We start from the raw sequence: 21,839 nt of genomic DNA, 5'->3' as shown, positions 1-21,839 counted from the left end.
TTGTGCGATCCGGCTCTTGATATAAGAGATATGGTTTCGGATAAATATTCCGTTTCAAGATTAGATTGCCAGTAAATTTACGTCGCTGCAAGGATGAAAGTAATAAAAATGTTAAAAAATGAGAATATTGCTTATTGGTGTGTGATTAGAAATGGCAAGTTATTGTTACAAAAAGGGGGTTTGCCTTTATGTTCAAGTGAGCAGCTTGTTTGTAGTACTGTAAGTAAACGTATTGTGGGGTATTTTAATGCAATACCTGTGTATTGGTTAGTTGAAGAAAGTGGTTTTGATGAGGCTGATTTCTTTAATTTAAGATGCTTACTGGCAGGTGATAGTACGTTATTTGCTTTGGCGGGAAGAGCGATACAATTAGCGTATATGCAGCACAGTCAGCGTTTCTGTTGTCATTGTGGTCACATGTTGCAATTAGACGCCAATGTACTGGCAATGCAGTGCTCAAGTTGTAATAGCGTGCATTATCCTCGAGTGTCACCTTGTATCATTGTCGCTGTACGCAAAGGTAGCCAATTACTATTGGCTCAACATCCACGCCATAAAACCGGTATGTATACTGTGATTGCGGGATTTATTGAACCGGGTGAAACTGCAGAACAATGTGTTGCTCGTGAAGTGCTAGAAGAAACAGGGATAACGGTTAACAATATTCGTTATTTTGATAGTCAGCCGTGGGCATTTCCATCCAATTTGATGTTGGGGTTTATTGCAGATTATGCTGGTGGCGAGATCAAACCTGATTATGAAGAATTAACCGATGCCATATGGGCAACCGCAGATCAATTACCTGAAATAGCCCCGGCGGGAACCATTGCACGACGACTTATTGATACTGCTTTGATGATTAATGATGGAAACGATACGCATTAATCAAAGCGGGATAAATAATTGCACTCGGTTGTTAAGATTAATGAGTGCTACAATATGACCCAGAATTAACCCGTGGAGTCTCAAATGAGCGAATTAAAGAATGACCGCTACCTACGTGCGTTGCTAAAGCAGCCTGTAGATTGCACACCTGTATGGATGATGCGTCAGGCTGGACGTTACTTACCTGAGTATCGTGCAACACGCGGTGTTGCTGGTGACTTCATGTCGCTATGTAAAAATGCTGAATTAGCCAGTGAAGTTACCCTTCAGCCTTTGAAACGTTTTCCATTGGATGCGGCAATTTTATTTTCTGATATTTTAACTATTCCTGATGCAATGGGATTGGGATTATATTTTGAAGCTGGTGAAGGCCCTAAATTTAGTCACCCAATTACCTGCAAAGCTGATGTTGAACGCATTGGTATTCCTGATCCTGAAGGCGAATTGCAATATGTGATGAATGCAGTACGCCAAATTCGTCATGATTTGCAAGGTGAAGTGCCATTGATTGGTTTCTCTGGTAGTCCATGGACACTAGCGACATATATGGTTGAAGGTGGTAGTTCTAAAGCTTTCACTAAGATCAAAAAGATGATGTACGCTGAGCCGCAAACATTACATTTATTGCTAGATAAATTGGCTGATAGTGTGATTGAGTATTTAAATGCTCAAATCAAAGCTGGTGCGCAAGCGGTAATGGTATTTGATACGTGGGGCGGTGTATTAACCCCTCGCGATTACAATGAATTCTCATTACGTTACATGCATAAAATTGTCGATGGTTTAATTCGTGAGAATGATGGTCGCCGTGTACCTGTGACGCTATTTACTAAAAATGGTGGCATGTGGCTTGAGCAAATTGCCGCGACGGGTTGTGATGCAATTGGCTTAGATTGGACGATTGATATTCATGATGCTAAACGTCGTGTTGGTGATAAAGTTGCCCTTCAGGGTAATATGGATCCATCGGTTCTTTATGCTCAGCCTGAACGTATTCGCCAAGAAGTCGCGACTATCTTAGAAGGCTTTGGTGATGCGGGTACTGGTCACGTATTTAACTTAGGCCATGGTATTCATCTTGATGTGCCGCCTGAAAATGCGGGTGTGTTTGTTGATGCTGTACATGAGCTATCAAAGCCATACCATAAATAACCATGGCTTTAGAAATACGCTGTAAAAGGTGTATTGAAGCCTAGGTTGATAAAAAACCACGCCATCTCGGTGTGGTTTTTTTTCGTCATTATTTTATGGGCGCTTCAAAAACCACTGCAGGTTAAGTAGGATCTTACTAGGATCGTTGTTGTTAGTGAAATGTGAACTACTGATAGTATTAATAGTTAGTGGTCTAATCTATTAATAACCTCTTTTAAAATCAATAAGATAGTTAAGTTTTTGCTGTTGTTGAAAACGGAAGTAGTTAGCTTTAAAAATAGTAAATACTTGTTCTGGAAAGCTTTCTGCTGCAATGTGCGGCGTAATGGTGATCTTTGGGTGGAGCCAAAAAGGGTGATTTGGTATAAGCGGCTCTGTTTTGAATACATCAATGAAGGCATGAGCAATATATTGTTGCTCAAGTGCCATTATTAGTGCTTGTTCATTAACAGCATTACCTCGACCGACATTGAAAAATAGCGCATTTTTGCAACAACTAAAGCTATCTTGATCAAAAAGATCATCGGTGTCAGCGGTTGCGGGTAAAACTGAAATGACATAATCGGCTTGAGTCAGAGCGGTGTTTAAGTCGGTAATAGCATAGGTTTGCTGAAAATCAGCGCTGGCAGCGATACCATTACGGTTTACACCAATGATATGGCAGCCAAGTACTGTTCCAACCTTTGCTAAGTGTTGCCCAATAGTGCCTGTGCCGATAATCACCATGGTTTTACCTACCATGGATTGATAAGGATGTGATTGCCAATGTGATTGCTGTTGTTGCACTTTATATTGATGAAAATGACGCTGGTGGTTGAGAATATGGCCTAAAATATATTCGGCGATCAACGGACCAAAGATCCCGCGAATATTAGTCAGTTGATAATTTTGTCTAATCTCGGGTTTAATCAGCGCATCAATACCGGCATAAGTGGATTGTAGCCATTGTAGATGTGGATATTTTGCTAAATGGGGGGCTATCAATGGAGGATCTGCAAGCAATACGGTGGCTTGTTGCGGATCTTCTGTTATTTTCAACAGAGGTAGCTGTGCGTTAGTCAGCAATTGTACATAACGTTGCTGTTGCCGAGAGACGATCTTAACTTTGATCATGCTTTTCCTTTTGTAGCTTTCGTTTATCAAGTAAACTTCAACCTAAATCACTACTGTAGATTATCCCATGCTTAAGAATCCAATCCAGTTACGTTTAGAAAAATTAGAACCTTGGCAACATCTGACTTTTATGGTGTCGTTATGTGAGCGTATGTATCCGAACTACGCTTTTTTCTGTGCTGAAACACAGTTTACTGATGGTCAACGTTACCGAGTGATCTTAGATAGCGTGTGGGAGATCCTCACGGTTAAAAATGCCAAAATTAACTTTGAAAGTCAGCTTGAAAAGTTAGAAGACATGGTACCAAGTGAAAACGATTATGATCTGTATGCCGTGCGCCCCGCGATTGATGCTTGTGTAGCACTTGCAGATCTTTTACATGCGATGTTAGATCGTGATCTGATGATGGAAACTGTCGTTAAGTTAAGTGCTCTATCTGCCGAAACTGTGGCGGATTTAGAGTCTGCACAAACAGGCATTGAAATTACTAACGACAATCAAAAACAAAATGAAGCAGTATGCGCAGAGTGGGATACTCAGTGGGAAATTTTCCGCGCGCTAAAAGAAGCAGAGCGTCGTGATATCGATTTAATTAAAGATCTGCGTGCGGAGTTACGTGATGAGCCAATTAGTAATATCGGTATTGAATGTAATTAATCGTTATTGACTCAATAAAAAAGAAGCCTATGGGCTTCTTTTTTTTTATTTGGTGTTATTTTTTTAGTGTAATTTAGGTTAATTATTATTTGAACTGTAATGAATAAATGCTGTTTATGATGTGATAATTAGGCAATGGATATTTTATGTTAAAAAAATGTTGAATTCACTTCAGTTGTTTATGCTAATTTGAAACTTTAAAAGCAGTGAATGTGACTGCTTGGCGGATAAAGTTTACGCCATTCCACTTATTTTGTTTTGGCTATTGTAATCGTAGCCCGTTGGCGTTTATAACATAACCATTGCGTAGCACTTCAGTTACGCCATTCGTGGTCTGTTAGTTAGAAGGAGGCAAATATGAAACATTCTACTGTAAACGTTGTTATATCTTGCTTCAGTTCGACTATCGTTGCTATTTGCAAATCAATGGCGACTTCGCTCCTCCTGCTCTCTTTGAATCTTATTCAAGGCTGACAGGCCATACCTATTTTTCTGTCAGCTTGTGAGCAAGCTAGCAGGATCTACTTACGTTACATCCCATCTCGCTTTCTCCAAGCTGCAAAGTAATTACCAAGGAATACTATGTTAAGTGCACGTAATATCGCCGCCTTAGGCTTCATGACTTTCGCCATGTATTTAGGTGCGGGAAATTTAATTTTTCCTCCTTATTTAGGTTATCAAGCGGGAGATAATTTTCTTAGCGGTATGGCGGGCTTTTTATTAACAGGCGTTGGCTTACCTGCAATAGCGTTAGTGATTGTCGCTTGGGTACGCGGCTCTGATAACTTAACGGCTGCGTTACCTAAACCGTTAGCGACCGGCTTTTGGGTGATGCTGTTTATTGTTATCGGTCCTGCCTTTATTATTCCTCGTACTATTACCGTTGCTTATCAATTTAGTTTGGCGCCATTTATTGGTGATAGTGGCTTAATTCCATTTTCAATTGTGTTTTGTTTCGCGGCGATTTTATTTTCGTTATATCCAGGGAAGTTGGTAAATAGCTTGGGGAAATGGTTAACACCAGTATTGTTGACTATTTTAACGATTATGGCCGTGTTTGCGTTGTTGTACCCATCAGGAGAGGTGCATGTTGCTTCTGGCCCTTATGCGACTGGCGCGATGGCTGAGGGAATGACACAAGGTTACATGACGATGGATGCACTTGGTTCGATTGGCTTTGGCTGGGTGATCTTTAGAGCGATTGAAGGGATGGGGGTTAAGTGCCCTAAAGCTATCGCTAAATATACTTTTATTGCTGCGATCATGTATGCATCAGCGATGGCATTAGTGTATTTGTCATTGGCGTATATTGGTGTGACCAGTGCAGACTTAGGCACAGGCTTTGCAAATGGCGGTGAAATATTAACGGCATTTACTAACTTACATTTTGGCGCTTTTGGTACCATCATTTTAGGGTCGGTATTGGTGCTAGCTTGTTTGACTACCGCGATTGGTGTGACAACGGCAGGCAGTGAATTTTATAGTCGCAGCTTTAGTAAAGTCACTTACTCTAAAAGTGTGTGGGTAATTATGGCGCTATCAGGTCTTATTGCGAATGTTGGTTTAGCACAGTTATTAGAAGTGACCTTACCTGTTGTGGTGGCATTACACCCCATTGCGATTGCGTTATTAATGATTGCGCCACTGCGCCATCAATTATCTCAAGCTGCGGTATTGACGGTGGTGGCAACCGCTGCGGTATTTGGTTGTGTTGATGCGGCTCATATTCTTGGTGTGATGCCTACGGCGGTTGATAACGCTTTAACGGCACACTTACCGTTATATCATTATTATGCTGGCTGGGTTTTACCGACAGTATTGGTGTTGATAGCGGGCTGGATGGTGAGTCGTCTGAGTGGTTATAGTTATTGTGTGGATAACAACTGATCGGTAAATTGTAATTAGCTGTTATCGTTATTAATGACAGAAGAAGAATAATAAAAAGGGACCGTTTATGGTCCCTTTTTTGTGGCTAGTATTAATGTGGCTAGTATTAATGATGTGTTTTAAATATCGTCATCATTATTTTCAATCATCTTATGTTTTTTCTTCCACTTATCCCAACGTTGATAAGCTAACTGCTGCATGTCGGTGTTTTTATCGGCTTCATCAACGATTTCTTCGCCAACTAAACTTTCAAAAATATCTTCCAGAGTAACAAGCCCTTGGACAGTGCCGTATTCATCAACGATAAGAATTAACTGTGAGCGCTCTTTCATTAAGCGCTCAAATGCCTTTGGTACACTGACATTATTCATTATTACTGGTAGAGGGCGCATTAATGCTCCCAGCTCTTGACCACCTTTACCTGCTTGGCTTTCTGCAAACAATTCTAAGCGATGCACAAACCCGACAATGTTGTCGCTTTGCTCGCTGAACACTAATGGGCGTGAGAACGGGCTACTTTTATGTTTGGTTAAAAATTCGTTGATGGTTTGCTCAGCATTGACACGGAATAATACCGGACGCGGGGTCATGATCTTGGTGACGCTGACATCTTTAAATTGCAGTAGGTTGGTAAGGATTTTCGACTCGCCAGCACCCAATTCGCCTGATTCGTGGGCTAGCATTGCCATGGCTGATAATTCATCTCGTAGCTTGGGTTGGACGTGACCATGTGCCAAACGACGGGTGATTTGTTCTGATATCCATACGAGTGGCATTAATACAATCACCATCCAACGTAATAAAATGGCACTGGTTGGTGCTAATTGACGCCAATAGGTTGCACCAATAGTTTTAGGAATGATTTCTGACAGTAATAAAATACCAACGGTAAGTGCACCAGAGAATACCCCCAGCCATTCACTACCAAAGACAACGGTCGCTTGCGCACCTGCGGTTGCAGCACCCACGGTATGGGCCACAGTATTTAGGGTTAAGATTGAGGCTAAGGGTCGATCTATATTATCTTTGAGTGCGGCAAGTTTAGCTGCTGCGGGGTGGTTTTGTTGACGTAAAGTACCGATATATCCCGGCGAAATACTCAATAAAACCGCTTCTAAAACGGAACAAATAAACGACACCCCTATTGCTACAGAGATGTAAATCGTAAGCAGTACCATATCAACCTGTCAATTAATCAGCGAATTTCGGCTATATTAATCGGGGCTGGTGGAAATAAAAACAACTCTTTTTTGAATGTTATTAGTAACATTTTGTGAACTTTAGCTCAGTTTATGGTTAAAGAGTCTCCATTTAGACAGATAAAAGCCGACAAACCTTTGCCACACAGGCTTCTTTTGAATTAGAGTTGGGCGGTATTAAGCCCAAAACCTTAGAAGGGAAACCTAATGAACAAGACCCAACTGATTGACCTGATCGCAGAAAAAGCAGATTTGTCGAAAGCACAAGCAAAATTAGCATTGGAAGCTACTCTTGAAGGCGTTACTGATGCGCTAAAAGATGGCGACCAGGTTCAACTAATTGGCTTTGGTACATTTAAAGTGAATCATCGTGCAGCTCGCACTGGCCGTAACCCTCAAACAGGTGCGGAAATTCAAATTGCTGCTGCTAACGTTCCTGCGTTTGTAGCGGGCAAGGCACTTAAAGACGCGTTAAAGTAATTGAAAATAGCGCCGGTTTGCATTTGCGACTGGCGTTTTTTTTATGACACGTCTAACGCTTTCTCTGGCGGTTGTATTTTTACTTACAGGCTGTGCGGCAAGCGACATGGCTGAAAATGCAGTAATTACGCCTAAAACTGTCACTGTTGCTCAAATGGCAACTGATGGCCCTCATTTTTATTGGTATACCTTTCGTCCTGATCAGCCTATAACGCTCAGTGAGCGTGTTTTCACTCCAAATCAAGGACAATATCAAGCTAACTACCGTTGGCGTTCAGGACAGCTGTTTGAGCTCTATCAACAGGGTCAGCAACGTATCGATGGCAGCCTTATTCCATTTCAGTTGCAATTACGATTTGATAGCCATGGTTTAGCGGTATTTCAGCGTTACCAGCAAGGGCAAAATATCCTTCCGCTATCCAATGAGAAAATTGATAAATTACGCCAGCAAGCACAAGCATTAGCAGCCACCGTCGAACAACTGTCTGATCGTCAGCAAACATGGGTACAAGGGCATTGGCAACAGCAGCAATTTATTCCGTGTCAGCAGCAACAACCGATCGAGGTAGTTGCTCAAGCGTCGGCTGAAAAACTATCAGGTCAGGGGTATATGGCCGTCAGTGGTCAATTACGACAACAGCAATTGGTGGTTGATGATGTGTTACTGCAACGCCAACAGCAGCAGTGTTTGGTAGCACCGAATTTATTGAAAGACTGATCTGTTTCATTTCTGTTCAATATTTATTCGTTATAAAAAAACGCGCCCTGTGAGCGCGTTTTTTTAGGATTGACGTGGAGGGGTTATTGTTCGCGAGCAATGGCACGATAGCCAATATCATCACGATAGAACATGCCATTCCATGAGATTTGCTGTGCTAATGCATAAGCACGTTGTTGTGCTGCTAGAACGGTATCACCCATTGCCGTCGCACATAACACTCGGCCACCATTAGTGATGACATCACCGTGAACATTATTGGTGGTACCTGCATGGAATATTTTTTCTCCCGCTAATTCTTGTTGAGGTAAGCCGTTAATAATATCGCCTTTGTTATAATCGGCAGGATAACCGCCAGCAGCTAGTACAATTCCAATAGCCGCGCGAGGATCCCATTTTGACTCAACGCTATCAAGTTTGCCATCAATGGCCGCTAAGCAAAGCTCAACCAAATCTGATTGCATCCGTAGCATAATCGGTTGCGTTTCTGGATCGCCAAAACGGCAGTTATATTCAATCACTTTTGGGGTGCCGTCAGCCATTACCATCAAACCGGCGTAGAGAAAGCCAGTGTAAGGAGCGCCTTCTGCCGCCATACCTTCAACGGTAGGATAGATCACTTCTTTCATCACGCGATCATGAATTTGTTGCGTAACAACGGGGGCTGGTGAGTAAGCGCCCATACCGCCAGTGTTGGGACCTGTATCGCCATTACCGACGCGTTTATGATCTTGGCTGGTGGCCATCGGTAAAACGTTTTTACCGTCGACCATGACGATGAAGCTGGCTTCTTCGCCATCAAGAAACTCTTCTATCACAACCCGATGTCCGGCTTCACCAAAGGCGTTACCAGCTAACATATCGCGTACAGCAGCTTCGGCTTCTTGTTCTGTCATGGCAACAATTACGCCTTTACCTGCCGCGAGACCATCGGCTTTGACTACAATCGGTGCGCCTTTTTGTTTTAGGTAAGCTAAAGCAGGTTCAATTTCAGTAAAGTTTTGGTAATCGGCGGTGGGAATATTGTGGCGAGCTAAAAAATCTTTAGTAAACGCTTTAGATCCTTCAAGTTGAGCTGCGGCTTGAGTGGGACCAAAAATGGCTAATCCAGCAGCACGAAAGGCATCAACAACACCAAGAACGAGTGGAACTTCAGGGCCAACAATCGTCAGTTCAATGTGGTTGTTCTGCGCAAACGCAACTAAACCAGTAATATTCTCAACGCTAATATCAATATTTTCTAATTTTGGTTCAAGGGCAGTGCCAGCATTACCTGGGGCGATGAAGATTTTTTCTACCGTTGGATTTTGTGCGACTTTCCAACCCAGTGCGTGTTCGCGGCCACCGTTACCAATGATCAGTACTTTCATCGTTAATCCTTATTGCTTTACGCTAAATACTTAAAAATCTCTGCTCTTTATAATAAAAGAGCAGAGACTAAATCGACATTGTTTGCTCACTTAAGTCAGTGATAACAACTTAGTGGCGGAAGTGACGCATACCAGTAAACACCATTGCCATGCCGTGTTCATCTGCCGCTGCAATGACTTCATCATCACGCATAGAGCCTCCCGGTTGAATAACACAGGTAATCCCCGCTTCTGCTGCGGCATCAATACCATCACGGAAAGGGAAGAACGCATCTGATGCCATCACACTGCCCGCCACTTCCAGATTTTCGTCAGCGGCTTTAATGCCGGCAATTTTGGCAGAATAAACGCGGCTCATTTGACCGGCCCCGACACCGATAGTCATATTGCCTTTGGCATAGACAATCGCGTTCGATTTAACATATTTCGCCACTTTCCAGCAAAATAGTGCATCACGTAATTCGTCAGCGGTTGGTTGGCGCTTTGATACCACTGTGAGATCATTTACCGATACCATGCCTTGGTCACGATCTTGAACCAATAAGCCACCATTGACACGTTTAACATCAAAACCGGTAGTTTTAGTCGACCATTGACCACACTCAAGTAGGCGTAAGTTTTTCTTAGCAGCGATAATCGCTGTTGCTTGTGGTGAGACTTTAGGCGCAATGATCACTTCAACAAATTGGCGATCAACGATAGCTTGTGCGGTTGCTGCATCAAGTTCACGGTTAAAAGCAATAATGCCACCAAAGGCAGAGGTAGGGTCGGTTTTGTAAGCGCGATCGTAGGCTTCAAGCAGATTCTCACCTAGAGCGACACCGCATGGGTTGGCGTGTTTTACAATCACACAGGCAGGAAGGTCAAATTCTTTAACACACTCAAGTGCCGCGTCAGTATCGGCAATGTTGTTGTATGAAAGCGCCTTACCTTGTAGTTGCGTTGCTGTAGCAACCGAGGCTTCTTGTGGGTGTGCTTCAACATAGAATGCGGCTGCTTGGTGGCTGTTTTCCCCGTAGCGCATGTCTTGTTTTTTCTCGAACTGTTGATTGAAAGTGCGGGGGAACGTTGACTCTTGATCTCCTTCTTTGTTATCGCCGTAAGAAGGCACCATAGTACCGAAGTAGTTGGCTATCATACCGTCGTAAGCGGCAGTATGTTCAAACGCAGCAATAGCTAAATCAAACCGTGTCGCCTGAGTTAATGAGCCGTTATTGGCACTCATTTCAGTAAGGACGCGATCATAATCGTCAGCATTGACCACAATCGTTACGTCTTTGTGGTTTTTAGCCGCTGAACGCACCATGGTTGGCCCGCCAATATCAATATTTTCTACTGCATCTTCTAAACTGCAATGAGGGTTAGCAACGGTTTCGGCAAACGGATAGAGGTTAACTACCACCATATCAATGGGGTTTATACCGTGTTGTGCCATGATCGCATCATCAATGCCACGGCGGCCTAAAACACCACCGTGTACTTTAGGGTGTAGGGTTTTTACACGGCCATCCATCATCTCAGGAAAGTGGGTGTAATCTGAAACCTCAGTAACTGCAATGTTTTGTTCTGCAAGTAAACGAGCGGTACCACCCGTAGATAAGATCTCTATGCCGCGATTGGCGAGGGCGTGAGCGAATTCAACAATACCAGTTTTGTCTGATACGCTGAGCAGCGCACGGCGAATAGGACGAACGTTTTCCATTGCTACCATCTCTCTAATACACAGTGAATAGGATATTTTTCAATACCAATCTACTGGGATTAGATTGGCGTTGAGAAATATCCTCGGCTAAAATCGAGCAAAGCTAAAAATAAGTAAACGATATGTATCAATCTGATGCCTATTCTACATGAATATCGATATTGCGCAAACGTTTGCTATTTGAGTGTGATCACTGAAATATCGAGGTAGTCGAAAGGACGTTTAAATGTATTTAATAGGGCAACTAGCAAAATTATGTAATGTCAGTAGTGATACATTACGTTTTTATGAAAAGAATGGGTTGATTGAACCTGCGGGTAGAAGTGACAGTGGTTATCGCCTCTATAGTGAGGATAACTTATCACGGGTTAAATTTATTTTACGGGCAAAAGCGATTGGTTTGAGTCTCGGTGAAATATGTGAGTTACTGGATATTCGTCTTGAAGCAAGTCAACATAGTTGTGCTGAAGTTAAAGCGATTACGCAGGCTAAATTAGATGAAGTGGATAGTAAAATTGCTGAACTACAACGGATCCGTGGCGCGTTAAAAAAGATCAATGACGCTTGTTGTGGTCATCGTAATGATGACGCTAGCCATTGTTCTATTCTTGGTGCATTGAATGACAGTGATGATATGGCAAACCCTGAAGTAAAACCTGAGCCTTGTCATTCAGGGCAATGCCAATGTGGTCATTAATCGCTGGTGGCTTGTTTGACATTACTGATCACATCTTTGGTTGTGTCTCGAAAGAAATGACCAGTAGCTTTGGTTGCATCACGAGTAGCATGACCGACCTCAGTTAAGCCTTGTTTGAGATCTTGCTTATTTTGGCTTGAACAACCGACTACAGCAAAGGTGCTTATAATAAGGGCTGCGATGGTTATCTTTTTCAATGTCATAATTCCAACAAATAGCGATGGGCTCCAGTGTAGTACTTTTTAGTGTAGATCCAAGTGAAAACTGGCCCAGTACGTCATATTTTTGACGAATATTTTTCGTTAGTGGTTCATTTGAAATTGTGATAGTTTCAGGGCTTCTAAAATTTGCTTTACCTGTTTAGCAATAAGGAAATTCAATGTTAAAAGTGAATGAATATTTTGATGGCCAAGTGAAATCTGTTGGCTTTGAATCTGCCGGTGATCATGCCAGTGTTGGTGTGATGGTAGCAGGTGAATATACTTTTTCAACCGCGGCCCCTGAGCGTATGACTGTCGTAAAAGGCGAGCTTACCGTAAAACTTCCGGGTCATGTTGATTGGGAAACTTATGGTGCTGGTGATGATTTTGAAGTGCCTGGTGATAGCGCATTCCATGTAAAAGTGACCAAGACCACTGCCTACTTGTGTGATTACCTATAAGGTATATCGCTGCTAAATTATAAATAAAAAAGCTTCGTTATGGCGAAGCTTTTTTATTGGTTGCGGTTATTAGGCTGAATCGCGGCAGATAAGTTGTGGTGTGAGGATTATATGCTGAACGGCACTATCATTTGCTTTCATTCGCATAAGTAAGCGCTGACCAGCTTGATAGCCAATATTTCTGACGGGTGAACTTACAACGGTCAATGATGGTTGGCTTAATGTGGCTTCTGCAATATCATCAAAACTAATGATCGCGACCTGTTGATCAATATAATTATCTTTTCCAACACTTTTCCCGCACCGTTTGACACCATATATAGCCCCTAATGCGACAGTGGGACTATGACACAAGATCGCGGTTATTTTGGGGTGCTGAGTTAATAACTGCTGTACCGTTGTTGCTGCATGTAATTGTTGATTTCCAGCTTCAATGATCCATTCATTTTTAAATGGCAATCCATATTGGATCAATGTACTACCAAAGCCCCCTAAGCGTTCTGCACGCGTTAAAGACTCCCCAGATCCTCCCACATAAGCGATATGACGATGGCCTTGCTTAATTAAATATTGACTGGCAATAACAGCAGCTTGGTGATTATCTGGAGCGATATAATCAACGTCGTTGTTAACTGTTGCTCGTGCTAAACAGATGGCAGGGATCCCTGCTTGTTGTGCCATGGTAATAACCGTTGCGGTTGCTTCTCTTTCAGGACTAAAAGCGATACCTGCGACACCTTGCTGAATCATCGATTGTACACATTGGATTAGTTTTTGCGGATTATGATTCGATTGCGCTAAAAATAATAAATACCCTTGTTGTTCTAATACCTCACTAATACCTGCGGTAATCTCTGTATAAAAAGGATCGGTAATATCGGCTAATACCAATCCGATCAAATTGGAGTGAGATGTGCGTAAATTTGCCGCCGCAGTATTACGAACATAGCCTAAATCAGCGACAGCTTGATTCACTTTATCAATGGTTGCGGTTGATATTCGACCTTTATTACTGAGCACTAATGAGACGGTAGAGACAGATACATCAGCATAGGCTGCGACATCAGTTATTTTTATTTTGGGTGTCTTACTCGCCATAAGTGAATGTTTCCTATTCATGTTGTTGCATTTGAAAATGTTAGATTGATAGTGATTATTCTAACAGGATCACAAATTTGGAAATGGGTGCTAACGCGCTATATTTCCGTGATCTTGTTAGCGATAAAAATAGGTAAAACGTTTTATCATTGATTGCGTAATTTATCAAAAGCGTTGGCAGAAGTCTTGAGCTCATCTTTGTCGACGTTTTTTTTCAATAAAGAGCTAAAACGATTTACCTCTTTATTATTGACGTTGACTGTATCGGTAGTGAGTGATTTATTATGGCTAAATCTGCACCTAAAACGACGCTGTGGGAATTTTTCCAAAGCTTAGGCAAAACCTTCATGCTTCCTGTCGCATTATTGGCGTTCTCAGGTATTTTATTGGGGATCGGTAGTTCACTGTCGAGTGCTGCTGTAAAAGAGAGCATGCCTTTTTTAGATAACACCATTTTGCAATTATTGTTTATGTGGATGACTAAAATTGGTCTAGTGGCCTTTATTTATCTACCTATTATGTTTGCGGTTGCGATTCCTCTGGGGCTTGCGCGAGAAGAAAAGGGCGTCGCTGCTTTTGCTGGCTTTGTCGGTTATTCCGCATTAAATCTTTCGATTAATTTCTATTTAACCGTTGCGGGTGTTATTGGCGATCCAACGGCAGAAAAAGCGTATGGGGTTAAGTCAATTCTTGGGGTTGAATCGATTGATACTGGTATTTTAGGAGCGGTCATTGTCGGTATTATCGTTGCTAAACTGCATGCACGTTTTTATACCTATAAGATGCCGGATGCATTGGCTTTCTTTGGGGGGGCGCGTTTTGTTCCTATCATTTCAACTTTAGTCTTGGGTGTGGTTGGTTTAGTCGTTCCTGTGGTGTGGCCATATTTCGCGATGGGTATTACTGGTATTGGTAACTTGATTTCTCATGCTGGTCCGTTTGGTCCATTCTTATTTGGTACTGGTGAACGCTTGTTGTTACCTTTTGGTTTGCATCATGTTTTAGTTGCTTTAGTACGTTTTACTGAGGCGGGTGGTTCGTTAGAAGTGTGTGGTAAAACGGTCAGTGGTGCGCTGAATATTTTCTATTCAGAACTAGCATGTCCAACGTCTCAAGGCTTCTCTGGCTCTGCAACTGCCTTTTTATCTCAAGGTAAAATGCCTGTCTTCTTAGGGGGGTTACCTGGTGCAGCTTTAGCGATGTACCATTGTGCGCGCCTTGAGAATCGTAGCAAGGTTAAAGCATTATTATTATCAGGTGTGATTGCTTGTATTATTGGTGGTATCACCGAGCCATTAGAATTTTTGTTCCTGTTTGTTGCTCCTGCGTTGTATGTCGTGCATGCGATTTTAACTGGAGTTGGCTTTATGGTGATGGGCTTGCTTGGGGTAACGATTGGTAATACTGATGGTAATATCATCGACTTCTTAATTTTTGGTGTGCTACAAGGCACGGCAACAAAGTGGTATTTAGTGCCGTTAGTTGCTGCGATTTGGTTTGTGGTTTATTACAGCGTGTTCCGCTTTGCAATTACGCGTTTTAATCTTAAAACGCCAGGGCGTGAAGTTGAAACTGAAGCAGCATTGGCCTTTGCTGTAACGGGTGAAAAAACCACCGGCTATAAAGGCGATATAATTTTAGCGGCATTAGGCGGGGCTGATAATTTAGTCTCGTTAGATAATTGTATTACGCGGTTACGCTTATCGGTTAATGATATGAGTTTAGTCAATGATGCTGTTCTAAAGGCTAATGGTGCTTTAGGGGTGGTTAAGCTTGATGAACATAACTTACAAGTGGTGATTGGGCCACAGGTTCATATGGTTAAAAACGAAATTCAAGGACTGCTACCTGTTAGCGCATAACGTAACGAGCGGAGCTTAACGCTCCGCTTTTTTTTGACATTTTTTAAGGTTACTTGCGAGGTTGTTATGTTTGATTTTTCTACGCCTGTGAATCGCTACGGTACTTATTGTACGCAATGGGACTATGTGGCTGATCGTTTTGGTAGCGATGATTTATTACCCTTCACGATTTCTGATATGGATTTTGCTGTTGCGCCGTGTATTCAACAAGCGTTAACGACACGGTTAGCTCATGGCGTGTTTGGCTATAGTCGTTGGAACCATCATGATTTTAAGTCTGCTATTACAGGATGGTTTTCTCGTCGTTATCATACTGAAATAAATCCTGATCATATTGTTTATGGACCATCGGTTATTTATATTATTTCGCAGCTGGTACAGCAGTGGACTGAAACTGGCGATGGTATTTTAGTTCATACTCCTGCTTATGATGCCTTTGCGAATATGATTCAGGCCAACCAACGGCAGTTGCTCACTAGTCCATTACTGAAAACTCATCGTGGTGGTTACGAGATTGATTGGCCACAGTTTGAGGTGCAAGCTGCACGTGCTGAGTGTAAGGTCTTGCTATTGTGTAGTCCTCAAAACCCGACAGGGCGGGTGTGGACACGGGCTGAACTTAGTCGTATGGCGCAGATCTGCCAGTTTCATCAAGTGAAAGTCATTTCTGATGATATCCATATGGATATGGCTTTTAATGAGTATATTCCATGGCCAGCAGTCGCAATGGATGATAATTGGGCATTAGTATCTTCAGGCTCCAAGTCATTTAATATTCCTGCATTAACTGGTGCCTATGCCTTTATTGCGGATTCTGTGGTTTGTGAGCGTTATTTAATCCAATTGAAAGCAGCACATGGTTTATCGTCACCGTCTATTTTAGGTGTTATTGGGCATATTGCGGCCTATAACGAAGGTGAGGAATGGCTAGGGAGTTTAAAAGAGTATCTGCAAGCAAACTTACAGTATGTGGCACAGCAACTTGAACAGGCGTTTCCTGAGCTTAATTATCAAGTACCACAAGGAACCTATTTAGCGTGGATTGATTTGCGTCCTCTTAATGTTGATATGGATGCATTACAGCATTTATTAATTAATGAGTACCGCGTTGCGATTATGCGTGGTGATACTTATGGTGTGGAAGGAATTGGGCATGTGCGTTTAAATGTAGGATGCCCACGTAGCAAGGTGGAAATTGGTGTACAAGCGCTGGTCGCTGCATTACATCAACTGGTAAAGCGTTAATTGTTGTTATTGATATTTAATGTTATTGAGACGATGGCCTTGTTAAGGCAAGTTACGTTGCAGTAGTGAGCGTGGCCAATAACGTATAATTGGCCGCACTTCTATATCTTGAATGAATACATATTTAGGCGGGTACGATATAATTAAGCACACTTTTATGTACTAAGTGAAGATTAATTATGCGCAAATGCAGTAAGTGTCAGTCTTATGATATTGACAGAAAACATCGAAAATTCTTCCAACGTTTGTTTATTAAACGTGTCACCATTTGTAATGAATGCGGTCATATCCATAAAGACTTTAAGTATACGTTTTTAAATAAATCAGATAACTAAATTTTGAGCCTGATATATTTTAAGCCGTATGCGCATTTTTTATTGTTATAAATCGCTGTTGTACAGGGATCATTTTATTTATATGAATGGCGTTTTTATCAAATGATAAAAATAAATGTTAATGTCGAGAGGGGCTTAACGCTCTATTGATGATTAAATGGCATTATTTGCACCAAACAACACCGCTATTATTATGCAACTTGTTTTACTTTGAGTGTATTTGAAGTATGCTTTACGTTGTATATTGTGATGTTAAAGGGGTGAATGTGAGTCAATGCAATAACTGTCAATCATATGATATTGAAAGAATACACCGCAAATTTTACCAGCGCCTTTTTATTCGACGTATTGTTCAGTGTCGCCAATGTGATTATGTGCAGAAATTTTTCAAATATGCGTATTGAAATTAAATATAGCTAGTGTGTTTTTCCTTCTATAATGAAAAAGCCCATTTCATCATCACGATGAAATGGGCTTTTTTACAATCATTAAACCAGTGTGGTTTAGTTCATGCCGTATTTCTTTAGTTTCTTACGTAGCGTACCACGGTTGATACCCATCATGGTTGCAGCACGTGTTTGGTTACCACGAGTGTATTGCATGATAGTGTCTAGTAGTGGTTGTTCAACTTCTGCAAGCACAAGCTCGTACAGATCGTCGACTTCCTGACCATTTAATTGAGCAAGGTAGTTTTTAAGGGATGCCTTCACTGAATCACGTAATGGTTTCTGTGTGATTTGGTCTTGTGAAGTTACAGTTGTTACTGTTAACGCTTCGGAAGTCAGATTTTGTTCGAACATAATTCTGTAAGCTCTTCTAGTATTTATGCAACGTTTTCGAAGTAGCCTTGCAGCGCATCGATTTGCTGTTGAGCATTCTCGAGTGCGTTGAAGGTCCGGCGGAAATCACCTGCAGGTGCATGTTCTTTCAAGTACCAAGACACGTGTTTACGTGCAATGCGTAATCCTAGGTAATCACCATAAAATTGGTGAAGTGCCTTAACATGCCCCAACATAATTTCGCTAACTTCATCAATTGACGGCGCAGCGAGGTGTTCACCGGTTGTTAAGTAATGATGGATTTCTCTAAAAATCCACGGCTTTCCTTGTGCAGGTCGGCCAATCATCAGAGCATCGGCACCCGTATAATCGAGTACAAAGCGTGCTTTCTCCGGGCTATCGATATCACCGTTAGCGATAACTGGGATCGAGATGGCTTGTTTCACCGCTCTAATGTAGTCATATTCCGCTTCACCTTTGTACATACAAGCTTTGGTACGTCCATGAAGGGCGAGGGCTTGTATGCCGCATTGTTCGGCGAGTTTGGCTATGTTGACACAGTTCCTGTTGTCCAGATCCCAACCGGTACGGGTTTTAAGCGTCACGGGAACATCTACTGCGTCCACGACTGTACGAAGAATATCTTCGATAAGATTGGGATACTGCAATAGCGCAGAACCTGCTAATCGTTTATTTACTTTCTTGGCTGGGCATCCCATGTTGATATCGATGATTTGCGCACCGTTCTCAACACTGAATTGCGCAGCTTCGGCCATCAATTTTGGATCAGCCCCTGCTATCTGAACCGAGCGAATCCCTGATTCACCTTCATGAACCATACGATTGAGCGATTTAGACGTTTTCCAGAGATCTGGATTCGACGACATCATCTCGCTAACAGCCATGCCTGCACCGTAGCGAAGGCATAATTCACGAAATGGCCGATCGGTCACACCCGCCATTGGCGCGACTATCAGTTGGTTTTTAAGTTGATATGGACCGATATGCAAAATGTCTCTACCTGACTGTGCCAGTAAGGGCGCGCATTTTACGCATTTTTTACGCTGCTGAAAAGGCCAATAATTGAGCATGATGATTTTGTTTGTCAAAATCGCATGATTTTCAATCAATTGACCCGTTAAATTAATTAATAATAATCAACAGCAGCAACCAATTACCGTAATTTTTATGCTTTATGACCCGAGATACGACACCACTCTTCGCGTGCCATTACTGGATCTAATGTGATTTCATCGCTGTAGTAAGTTGCAACATCTTCAGCTTGGCTTTCAAGCACACCTGAAATTGCTAGGTCACCACCATTTTTTACCAAGCTCTTAATCACTGGTGATAATTCACGCAATGGGCCGGCTAGAATGTTAGCAACTACCACATCGGCTTGAATACCTTGTGGTTGATCTTGTGGCAGATATAGCTCTAGATTATCTGAAACACCATTGCGTTCAGCATTATCACGAGAGGCTAAAATAGCTTGTGGATCGATATCAATACCAATCACTTTTGCAGCGCCTAATTTCAGTGCGGCAATGGCTAAAATACCAGAACCACAACCAAAATCGATGATGGTTTTACCGGTTAGATCTTGACCGTCTAGCCACTCAAGACACAATGATGTGGTTGGGTGAGTACCTGTACCAAATGCTAAACCTGGGTCTAACAGTACATTAACGGCTTCTGGTTCTGGTGCTTCACGCCAGCTTGGACAGATCCATAAACGACGACCAAAACGCATTGGGTGGAAGTTATCCATCCATTCACGTTCCCAATCTTTATCTTCTAACTGCTCGATTTTATATGCAAAATCATCAGCAATAAGTGGGCTGTTTTTTAGCATGTTCAGCACGAAATCCATGTCGGCTTCAGCATCATACAAACCAATCACATCAGTATCGCCCCATAGGCGGGTTTCGCCTGGCATTGGCTCGAAAACTGGCGTGTCTTGTGCGTCAAGGAAAGTGGCAGATAGAGCACCAGTCTCTTCCATTAGCATGTCGCCAATTGCTTCTGCATTCTCTGCAGTAGCGTTCAGTTTAATTTGAATCCAAGGCATGGTTTATTCGCTTATTTTGTGACTACTTGAACATAGGGGGCGCAGTTTAGCATGAAATTTCACCAATCCCCATTAGCAGATGCTAAACAACCGATAAAAAAAGAGAGAGCCGATTGGCTCTCTCTGGTTAATTTACGGCTATGTTGGTGTAATTACCGATGAAATATTAGTTAACCTTGATGGGTTTCAATTTATTTGGGCGAACATAACTGCCGATGATAAATGCGAGTAAACCAATAATTAATGTGGGAACAATTGCATGCATCCCCCCCATATCAGGCTTGCCTAATGATAGCGCTAGATAGGTTGTTAATCCGACAATCATTGAAGCAAAGGCACCCGTTGCTGAGGCTTTTTCCCAATAAAGGCCGAGTACTAATGGCCACAGGAATACAGCCTGTAAACTACCAAACGCCAATAAATTGAGCCAGATAATCATATTGGGTGGGTTCATTGCTGCCACAAACACCAGTGCCGAAAAAATAGCAGTTACCCATAATGATAATTTAGGTAGCTTGGTTTCAGCGGCTTCACCTTCAGCAATCTTAGGATTGATATAATTAATATATAAATCTTTAAGTAAGGTTGCTGACGCTTGAATTAATTGAGAGTCAATGGTCGACATAATAGCCGCCATCGGTCCGGCTAAAAAGATCCCCGCAACCGCTGGTGGCAATACTGTCACCATTAAGGTTGGCATGATTTGGTCTGGACTGGCGATATTAGGCACAATGGCACGGCCGAGTGCGCCAGCTAAGTGCATACCGAACATTAATAGGGCAACCATGATAGTGCTGATTACCATGCCTTTATGCAGTGAACGGCTGTCTTTGTAAGACATACAACGAACTGCGGCGTGAGGTAAACCTATTACGCCAAAACAGACTAAAATCCAAAAGCTCAGCATAAAAGGTTGGCTTAAAAAATGCTGAGGTCCGTAAGGAGAGACTAATGCTGGATCAATACTGTGTAGTTTGGTGACGAGTGCACCAATACTGCCGCCCGTGTGAACGATCCCGACTAGCAGCGCGATCGTACCAATGATCATCATGATCCCTTGAATGGTATCGGTCATGACGACTGCGCGAAAGCCACCAATGGTGGTATAGAGCCCAACCGTGATCGCAAATAGCATTAAACCATGAGTATAAGATAGCCCTGTAACGGTTTGTAGTAAGCGTGCTCCGCCAACAAATTGCACCACCATGGTGCCAAAAAAGGCCAATAATAATGATAAAGAGGCGAAAATCACTACGCCTTTGTGTTGGTAGCGAGCATATAAAATATCATTGAGGGTTAACGCATTGTGACGGCGAGATTCAATGGCAAATTTTTTACCAAGCACACCTAATGTTAACCATGCTGCGGGGAGTTGGATCATGGCGAGTAATACCCACCCTAGGCCCATTTTATAAGCGGCTCCTGGTCCACCAATAAAAGTACTGGCACTGGCATAGGTTGCCGCTAGGGTCATAGCGAGAACAAAACCGCCCATACTGCGGCCACCGACGAGATATTCAGTTAAGAAGTTCCCTTTACCTTGAAAACGGCGAGTATAGAGTGCAACGCCAAAAACAGCGGCTAAATACAGTACTAAAGGAATGATAAGTTGGCTATTCATGTGGTTTATCGTCTGTTATTTCAAGAGGGAGATCACGGTAAATAAATTTCACCATCAAGGCACACAGGATGGTAAAAACAATTGGGCCGACAATGCATGACAGTAAAAACCACAATGGGAAACCAAAATAAAGGGTTGGCATACTGAGATCATTGATAGCGGGGGCAAACCCATAGGCGGAAACATACCACCAAAGAAAATAAGCTAACGCGAGTCCTATCGCCCAGTACGCTTCTTTATGTGCTTGGCGGTAGCGGGCAGAAAGCGTTTTCATGCGGTTTCTCCAGTTATTATTGATAAAGAATC

21 protein-coding genes are annotated in these 21,839 nt (G+C 42.4%); 10 read left to right on the top strand and 11 right to left on the bottom strand.

The annotated features are described in order from the left end of the window. Positions 1 to 108: 108 nt before the first annotated feature. A complete protein-coding gene (gene nudC / locus CZ809_RS16845) occupies positions 109 to 885 on the top strand; it encodes an NAD(+) diphosphatase (RefSeq protein WP_080158714.1) in 777 nt (258 codons plus the stop codon). An 84-nt stretch (positions 886 to 969) separates the two neighbouring features. Continuing rightward, positions 970 to 2,037, top strand: a complete 1,068-nt coding sequence (gene hemE / locus CZ809_RS16840) for a uroporphyrinogen decarboxylase (RefSeq protein ID WP_080158713.1) — start codon at positions 970 to 972, stop codon at positions 2,035 to 2,037. Positions 2,038 to 2,238: 201 nt separating this feature from the next. Here hemE and CZ809_RS16835 read toward each other — a convergent pair whose 3' ends face one another. After that, complete coding sequence (locus CZ809_RS16835) at positions 2,239 to 3,150, bottom strand: D-2-hydroxyacid dehydrogenase (protein WP_080158712.1); 912 nt, start codon at positions 3,148 to 3,150, stop codon at positions 2,239 to 2,241. Positions 3,151 to 3,217: 67 nt separating this feature from the next. Between CZ809_RS16835 and CZ809_RS16830 the strand changes: the two genes are divergently transcribed. Both CZ809_RS16830 and brnQ read left to right on the top strand, forming a co-directional pair. Next, the gene (locus CZ809_RS16830) at positions 3,218 to 3,808 is read left to right on the top strand and encodes a YjaG family protein (RefSeq protein ID WP_080158711.1); all 591 of its coding nucleotides are present in this window, start codon (positions 3,218 to 3,220) and stop codon (positions 3,806 to 3,808) included. Between the two features lie 582 nt (positions 3,809 to 4,390). Continuing rightward, complete coding sequence (gene brnQ / locus CZ809_RS16825; RefSeq protein ID WP_080158710.1) at positions 4,391 to 5,695, top strand: branched-chain amino acid transport system II carrier protein; 1,305 nt, start codon at positions 4,391 to 4,393, stop codon at positions 5,693 to 5,695. A gap of 119 nt (positions 5,696 to 5,814) precedes the next feature. On the opposite strand, the gene CZ809_RS16820 is transcribed toward brnQ, so the two are convergent. Next, positions 5,815 to 6,873: a CNNM domain-containing protein gene (locus CZ809_RS16820; protein WP_080158709.1), complete on the bottom strand. Its 1,059-nt coding sequence runs from the start codon at positions 6,871 to 6,873 to the stop codon at positions 5,815 to 5,817. Positions 6,874 to 7,101: 228 nt separating this feature from the next. Between CZ809_RS16820 and hupA the strand changes: the two genes are divergently transcribed. Then, on the top strand, positions 7,102 to 7,374 hold the full coding sequence (hupA, locus tag CZ809_RS16815) for a nucleoid-associated protein HU-alpha (protein ID WP_036788936.1): 273 nt from the start codon (positions 7,102 to 7,104) through the stop codon (positions 7,372 to 7,374). A 43-nt stretch (positions 7,375 to 7,417) separates the two neighbouring features. Then, on the top strand, positions 7,418 to 8,092 hold the full coding sequence (locus CZ809_RS16810; RefSeq protein ID WP_080158708.1) for a DUF1481 domain-containing protein: 675 nt from the start codon (positions 7,418 to 7,420) through the stop codon (positions 8,090 to 8,092). Positions 8,093 to 8,175: 83 nt separating this feature from the next. Here CZ809_RS16810 and purD read toward each other — a convergent pair whose 3' ends face one another. Continuing rightward, a complete protein-coding gene (gene purD, locus CZ809_RS16805) occupies positions 8,176 to 9,462 on the bottom strand; it encodes a phosphoribosylamine--glycine ligase (RefSeq protein WP_080158707.1) in 1,287 nt (428 codons plus the stop codon). A gap of 109 nt (positions 9,463 to 9,571) precedes the next feature. Continuing rightward, on the bottom strand, positions 9,572 to 11,164 hold the full coding sequence (gene purH / locus CZ809_RS16800; RefSeq protein WP_080158706.1) for a bifunctional phosphoribosylaminoimidazolecarboxamide formyltransferase/IMP cyclohydrolase: 1,593 nt from the start codon (positions 11,162 to 11,164) through the stop codon (positions 9,572 to 9,574). A 226-nt stretch (positions 11,165 to 11,390) separates the two neighbouring features. Between purH and zntR the strand changes: the two genes are divergently transcribed. Then, on the top strand, positions 11,391 to 11,861 hold the full coding sequence (gene zntR / locus CZ809_RS16795; protein WP_080158705.1) for a Zn(2+)-responsive transcriptional regulator: 471 nt from the start codon (positions 11,391 to 11,393) through the stop codon (positions 11,859 to 11,861). Here zntR and CZ809_RS16790 read toward each other — a convergent pair. Further along, a complete protein-coding gene (locus CZ809_RS16790; protein ID WP_080158704.1) occupies positions 11,858 to 12,064 on the bottom strand; it encodes a hypothetical protein in 207 nt (68 codons plus the stop codon). The two genes, zntR and CZ809_RS16790, sit on opposite strands and share 4 nt — an antisense overlap. 176 nt (positions 12,065 to 12,240) lie before the next feature. Here CZ809_RS16790 and ppnP point away from each other — a divergent pair, with 176 nt between their 5' ends. Further along, positions 12,241 to 12,522 (top strand): pyrimidine/purine nucleoside phosphorylase, encoded by a 282-nt coding sequence (gene ppnP / locus CZ809_RS16785; protein ID WP_036788928.1) that lies wholly within the window; start codon positions 12,241 to 12,243, stop codon positions 12,520 to 12,522. 69 nt (positions 12,523 to 12,591) lie between these two features. On the opposite strand, the gene malI is transcribed toward ppnP, so the two are convergent. Then, positions 12,592 to 13,620: a Mal regulon transcriptional regulator MalI gene (gene malI / locus CZ809_RS16780; protein WP_080158703.1), complete on the bottom strand. Its 1,029-nt coding sequence runs from the start codon at positions 13,618 to 13,620 to the stop codon at positions 12,592 to 12,594. A 284-nt stretch (positions 13,621 to 13,904) separates the two neighbouring features. On the opposite strand from malI, the gene malX reads away from it, so the two are divergent. Continuing rightward, the gene (gene malX / locus CZ809_RS16775) at positions 13,905 to 15,482 is read left to right on the top strand and encodes a maltose/glucose-specific PTS transporter subunit IIBC (RefSeq protein ID WP_080158702.1); all 1,578 of its coding nucleotides are present in this window, start codon (positions 13,905 to 13,907) and stop codon (positions 15,480 to 15,482) included. A 66-nt stretch (positions 15,483 to 15,548) separates the two neighbouring features. After that, complete coding sequence (locus CZ809_RS16770; RefSeq protein ID WP_080158701.1) at positions 15,549 to 16,727, top strand: MalY/PatB family protein; 1,179 nt, start codon at positions 15,549 to 15,551, stop codon at positions 16,725 to 16,727. A gap of 838 nt (positions 16,728 to 17,565) precedes the next feature. On the opposite strand, the gene fis is transcribed toward CZ809_RS16770, so the two are convergent. The 5 genes from fis to CZ809_RS16745 form a co-directional block, all read right to left on the bottom strand. Then, positions 17,566 to 17,862, bottom strand: a complete 297-nt coding sequence (fis, locus tag CZ809_RS16765; RefSeq protein WP_005372656.1) for a DNA-binding transcriptional regulator Fis — start codon at positions 17,860 to 17,862, stop codon at positions 17,566 to 17,568. A 23-nt stretch (positions 17,863 to 17,885) separates the two neighbouring features. Then, entirely contained in the window at positions 17,886 to 18,851 is a 966-nt protein-coding gene (gene dusB / locus CZ809_RS16760) for a tRNA dihydrouridine synthase DusB (protein ID WP_080158722.1), read from the bottom strand. 176 nt (positions 18,852 to 19,027) lie between these two features. Beyond that, a complete protein-coding gene (prmA, locus tag CZ809_RS16755; protein ID WP_080158700.1) occupies positions 19,028 to 19,912 on the bottom strand; it encodes a 50S ribosomal protein L11 methyltransferase in 885 nt (294 codons plus the stop codon). A gap of 166 nt (positions 19,913 to 20,078) precedes the next feature. Continuing rightward, a complete protein-coding gene (gene panF, locus CZ809_RS16750) occupies positions 20,079 to 21,533 on the bottom strand; it encodes a sodium/pantothenate symporter (RefSeq protein WP_080158699.1) in 1,455 nt (484 codons plus the stop codon). Next, positions 21,526 to 21,807 carry a YhdT family protein gene (locus CZ809_RS16745; protein ID WP_080158698.1) on the bottom strand — a complete coding sequence of 94 codons (282 nt, stop codon included), beginning with the start codon at positions 21,805 to 21,807 and terminating at the stop codon, positions 21,526 to 21,528. Before CZ809_RS16745 ends, panF begins: the two co-directional genes overlap by 8 nt. Between the last annotated feature and the right edge of the window lie 32 nt (positions 21,808 to 21,839).

It is taken from the genome of Photobacterium piscicola (assembly GCF_900166965.1).
In the GTDB taxonomy this organism is placed as follows: domain Bacteria; phylum Pseudomonadota; class Gammaproteobacteria; order Enterobacterales; family Vibrionaceae; genus Photobacterium; species Photobacterium piscicola.
This window is presented reverse-complemented; position numbering and strand designations above follow the sequence as displayed.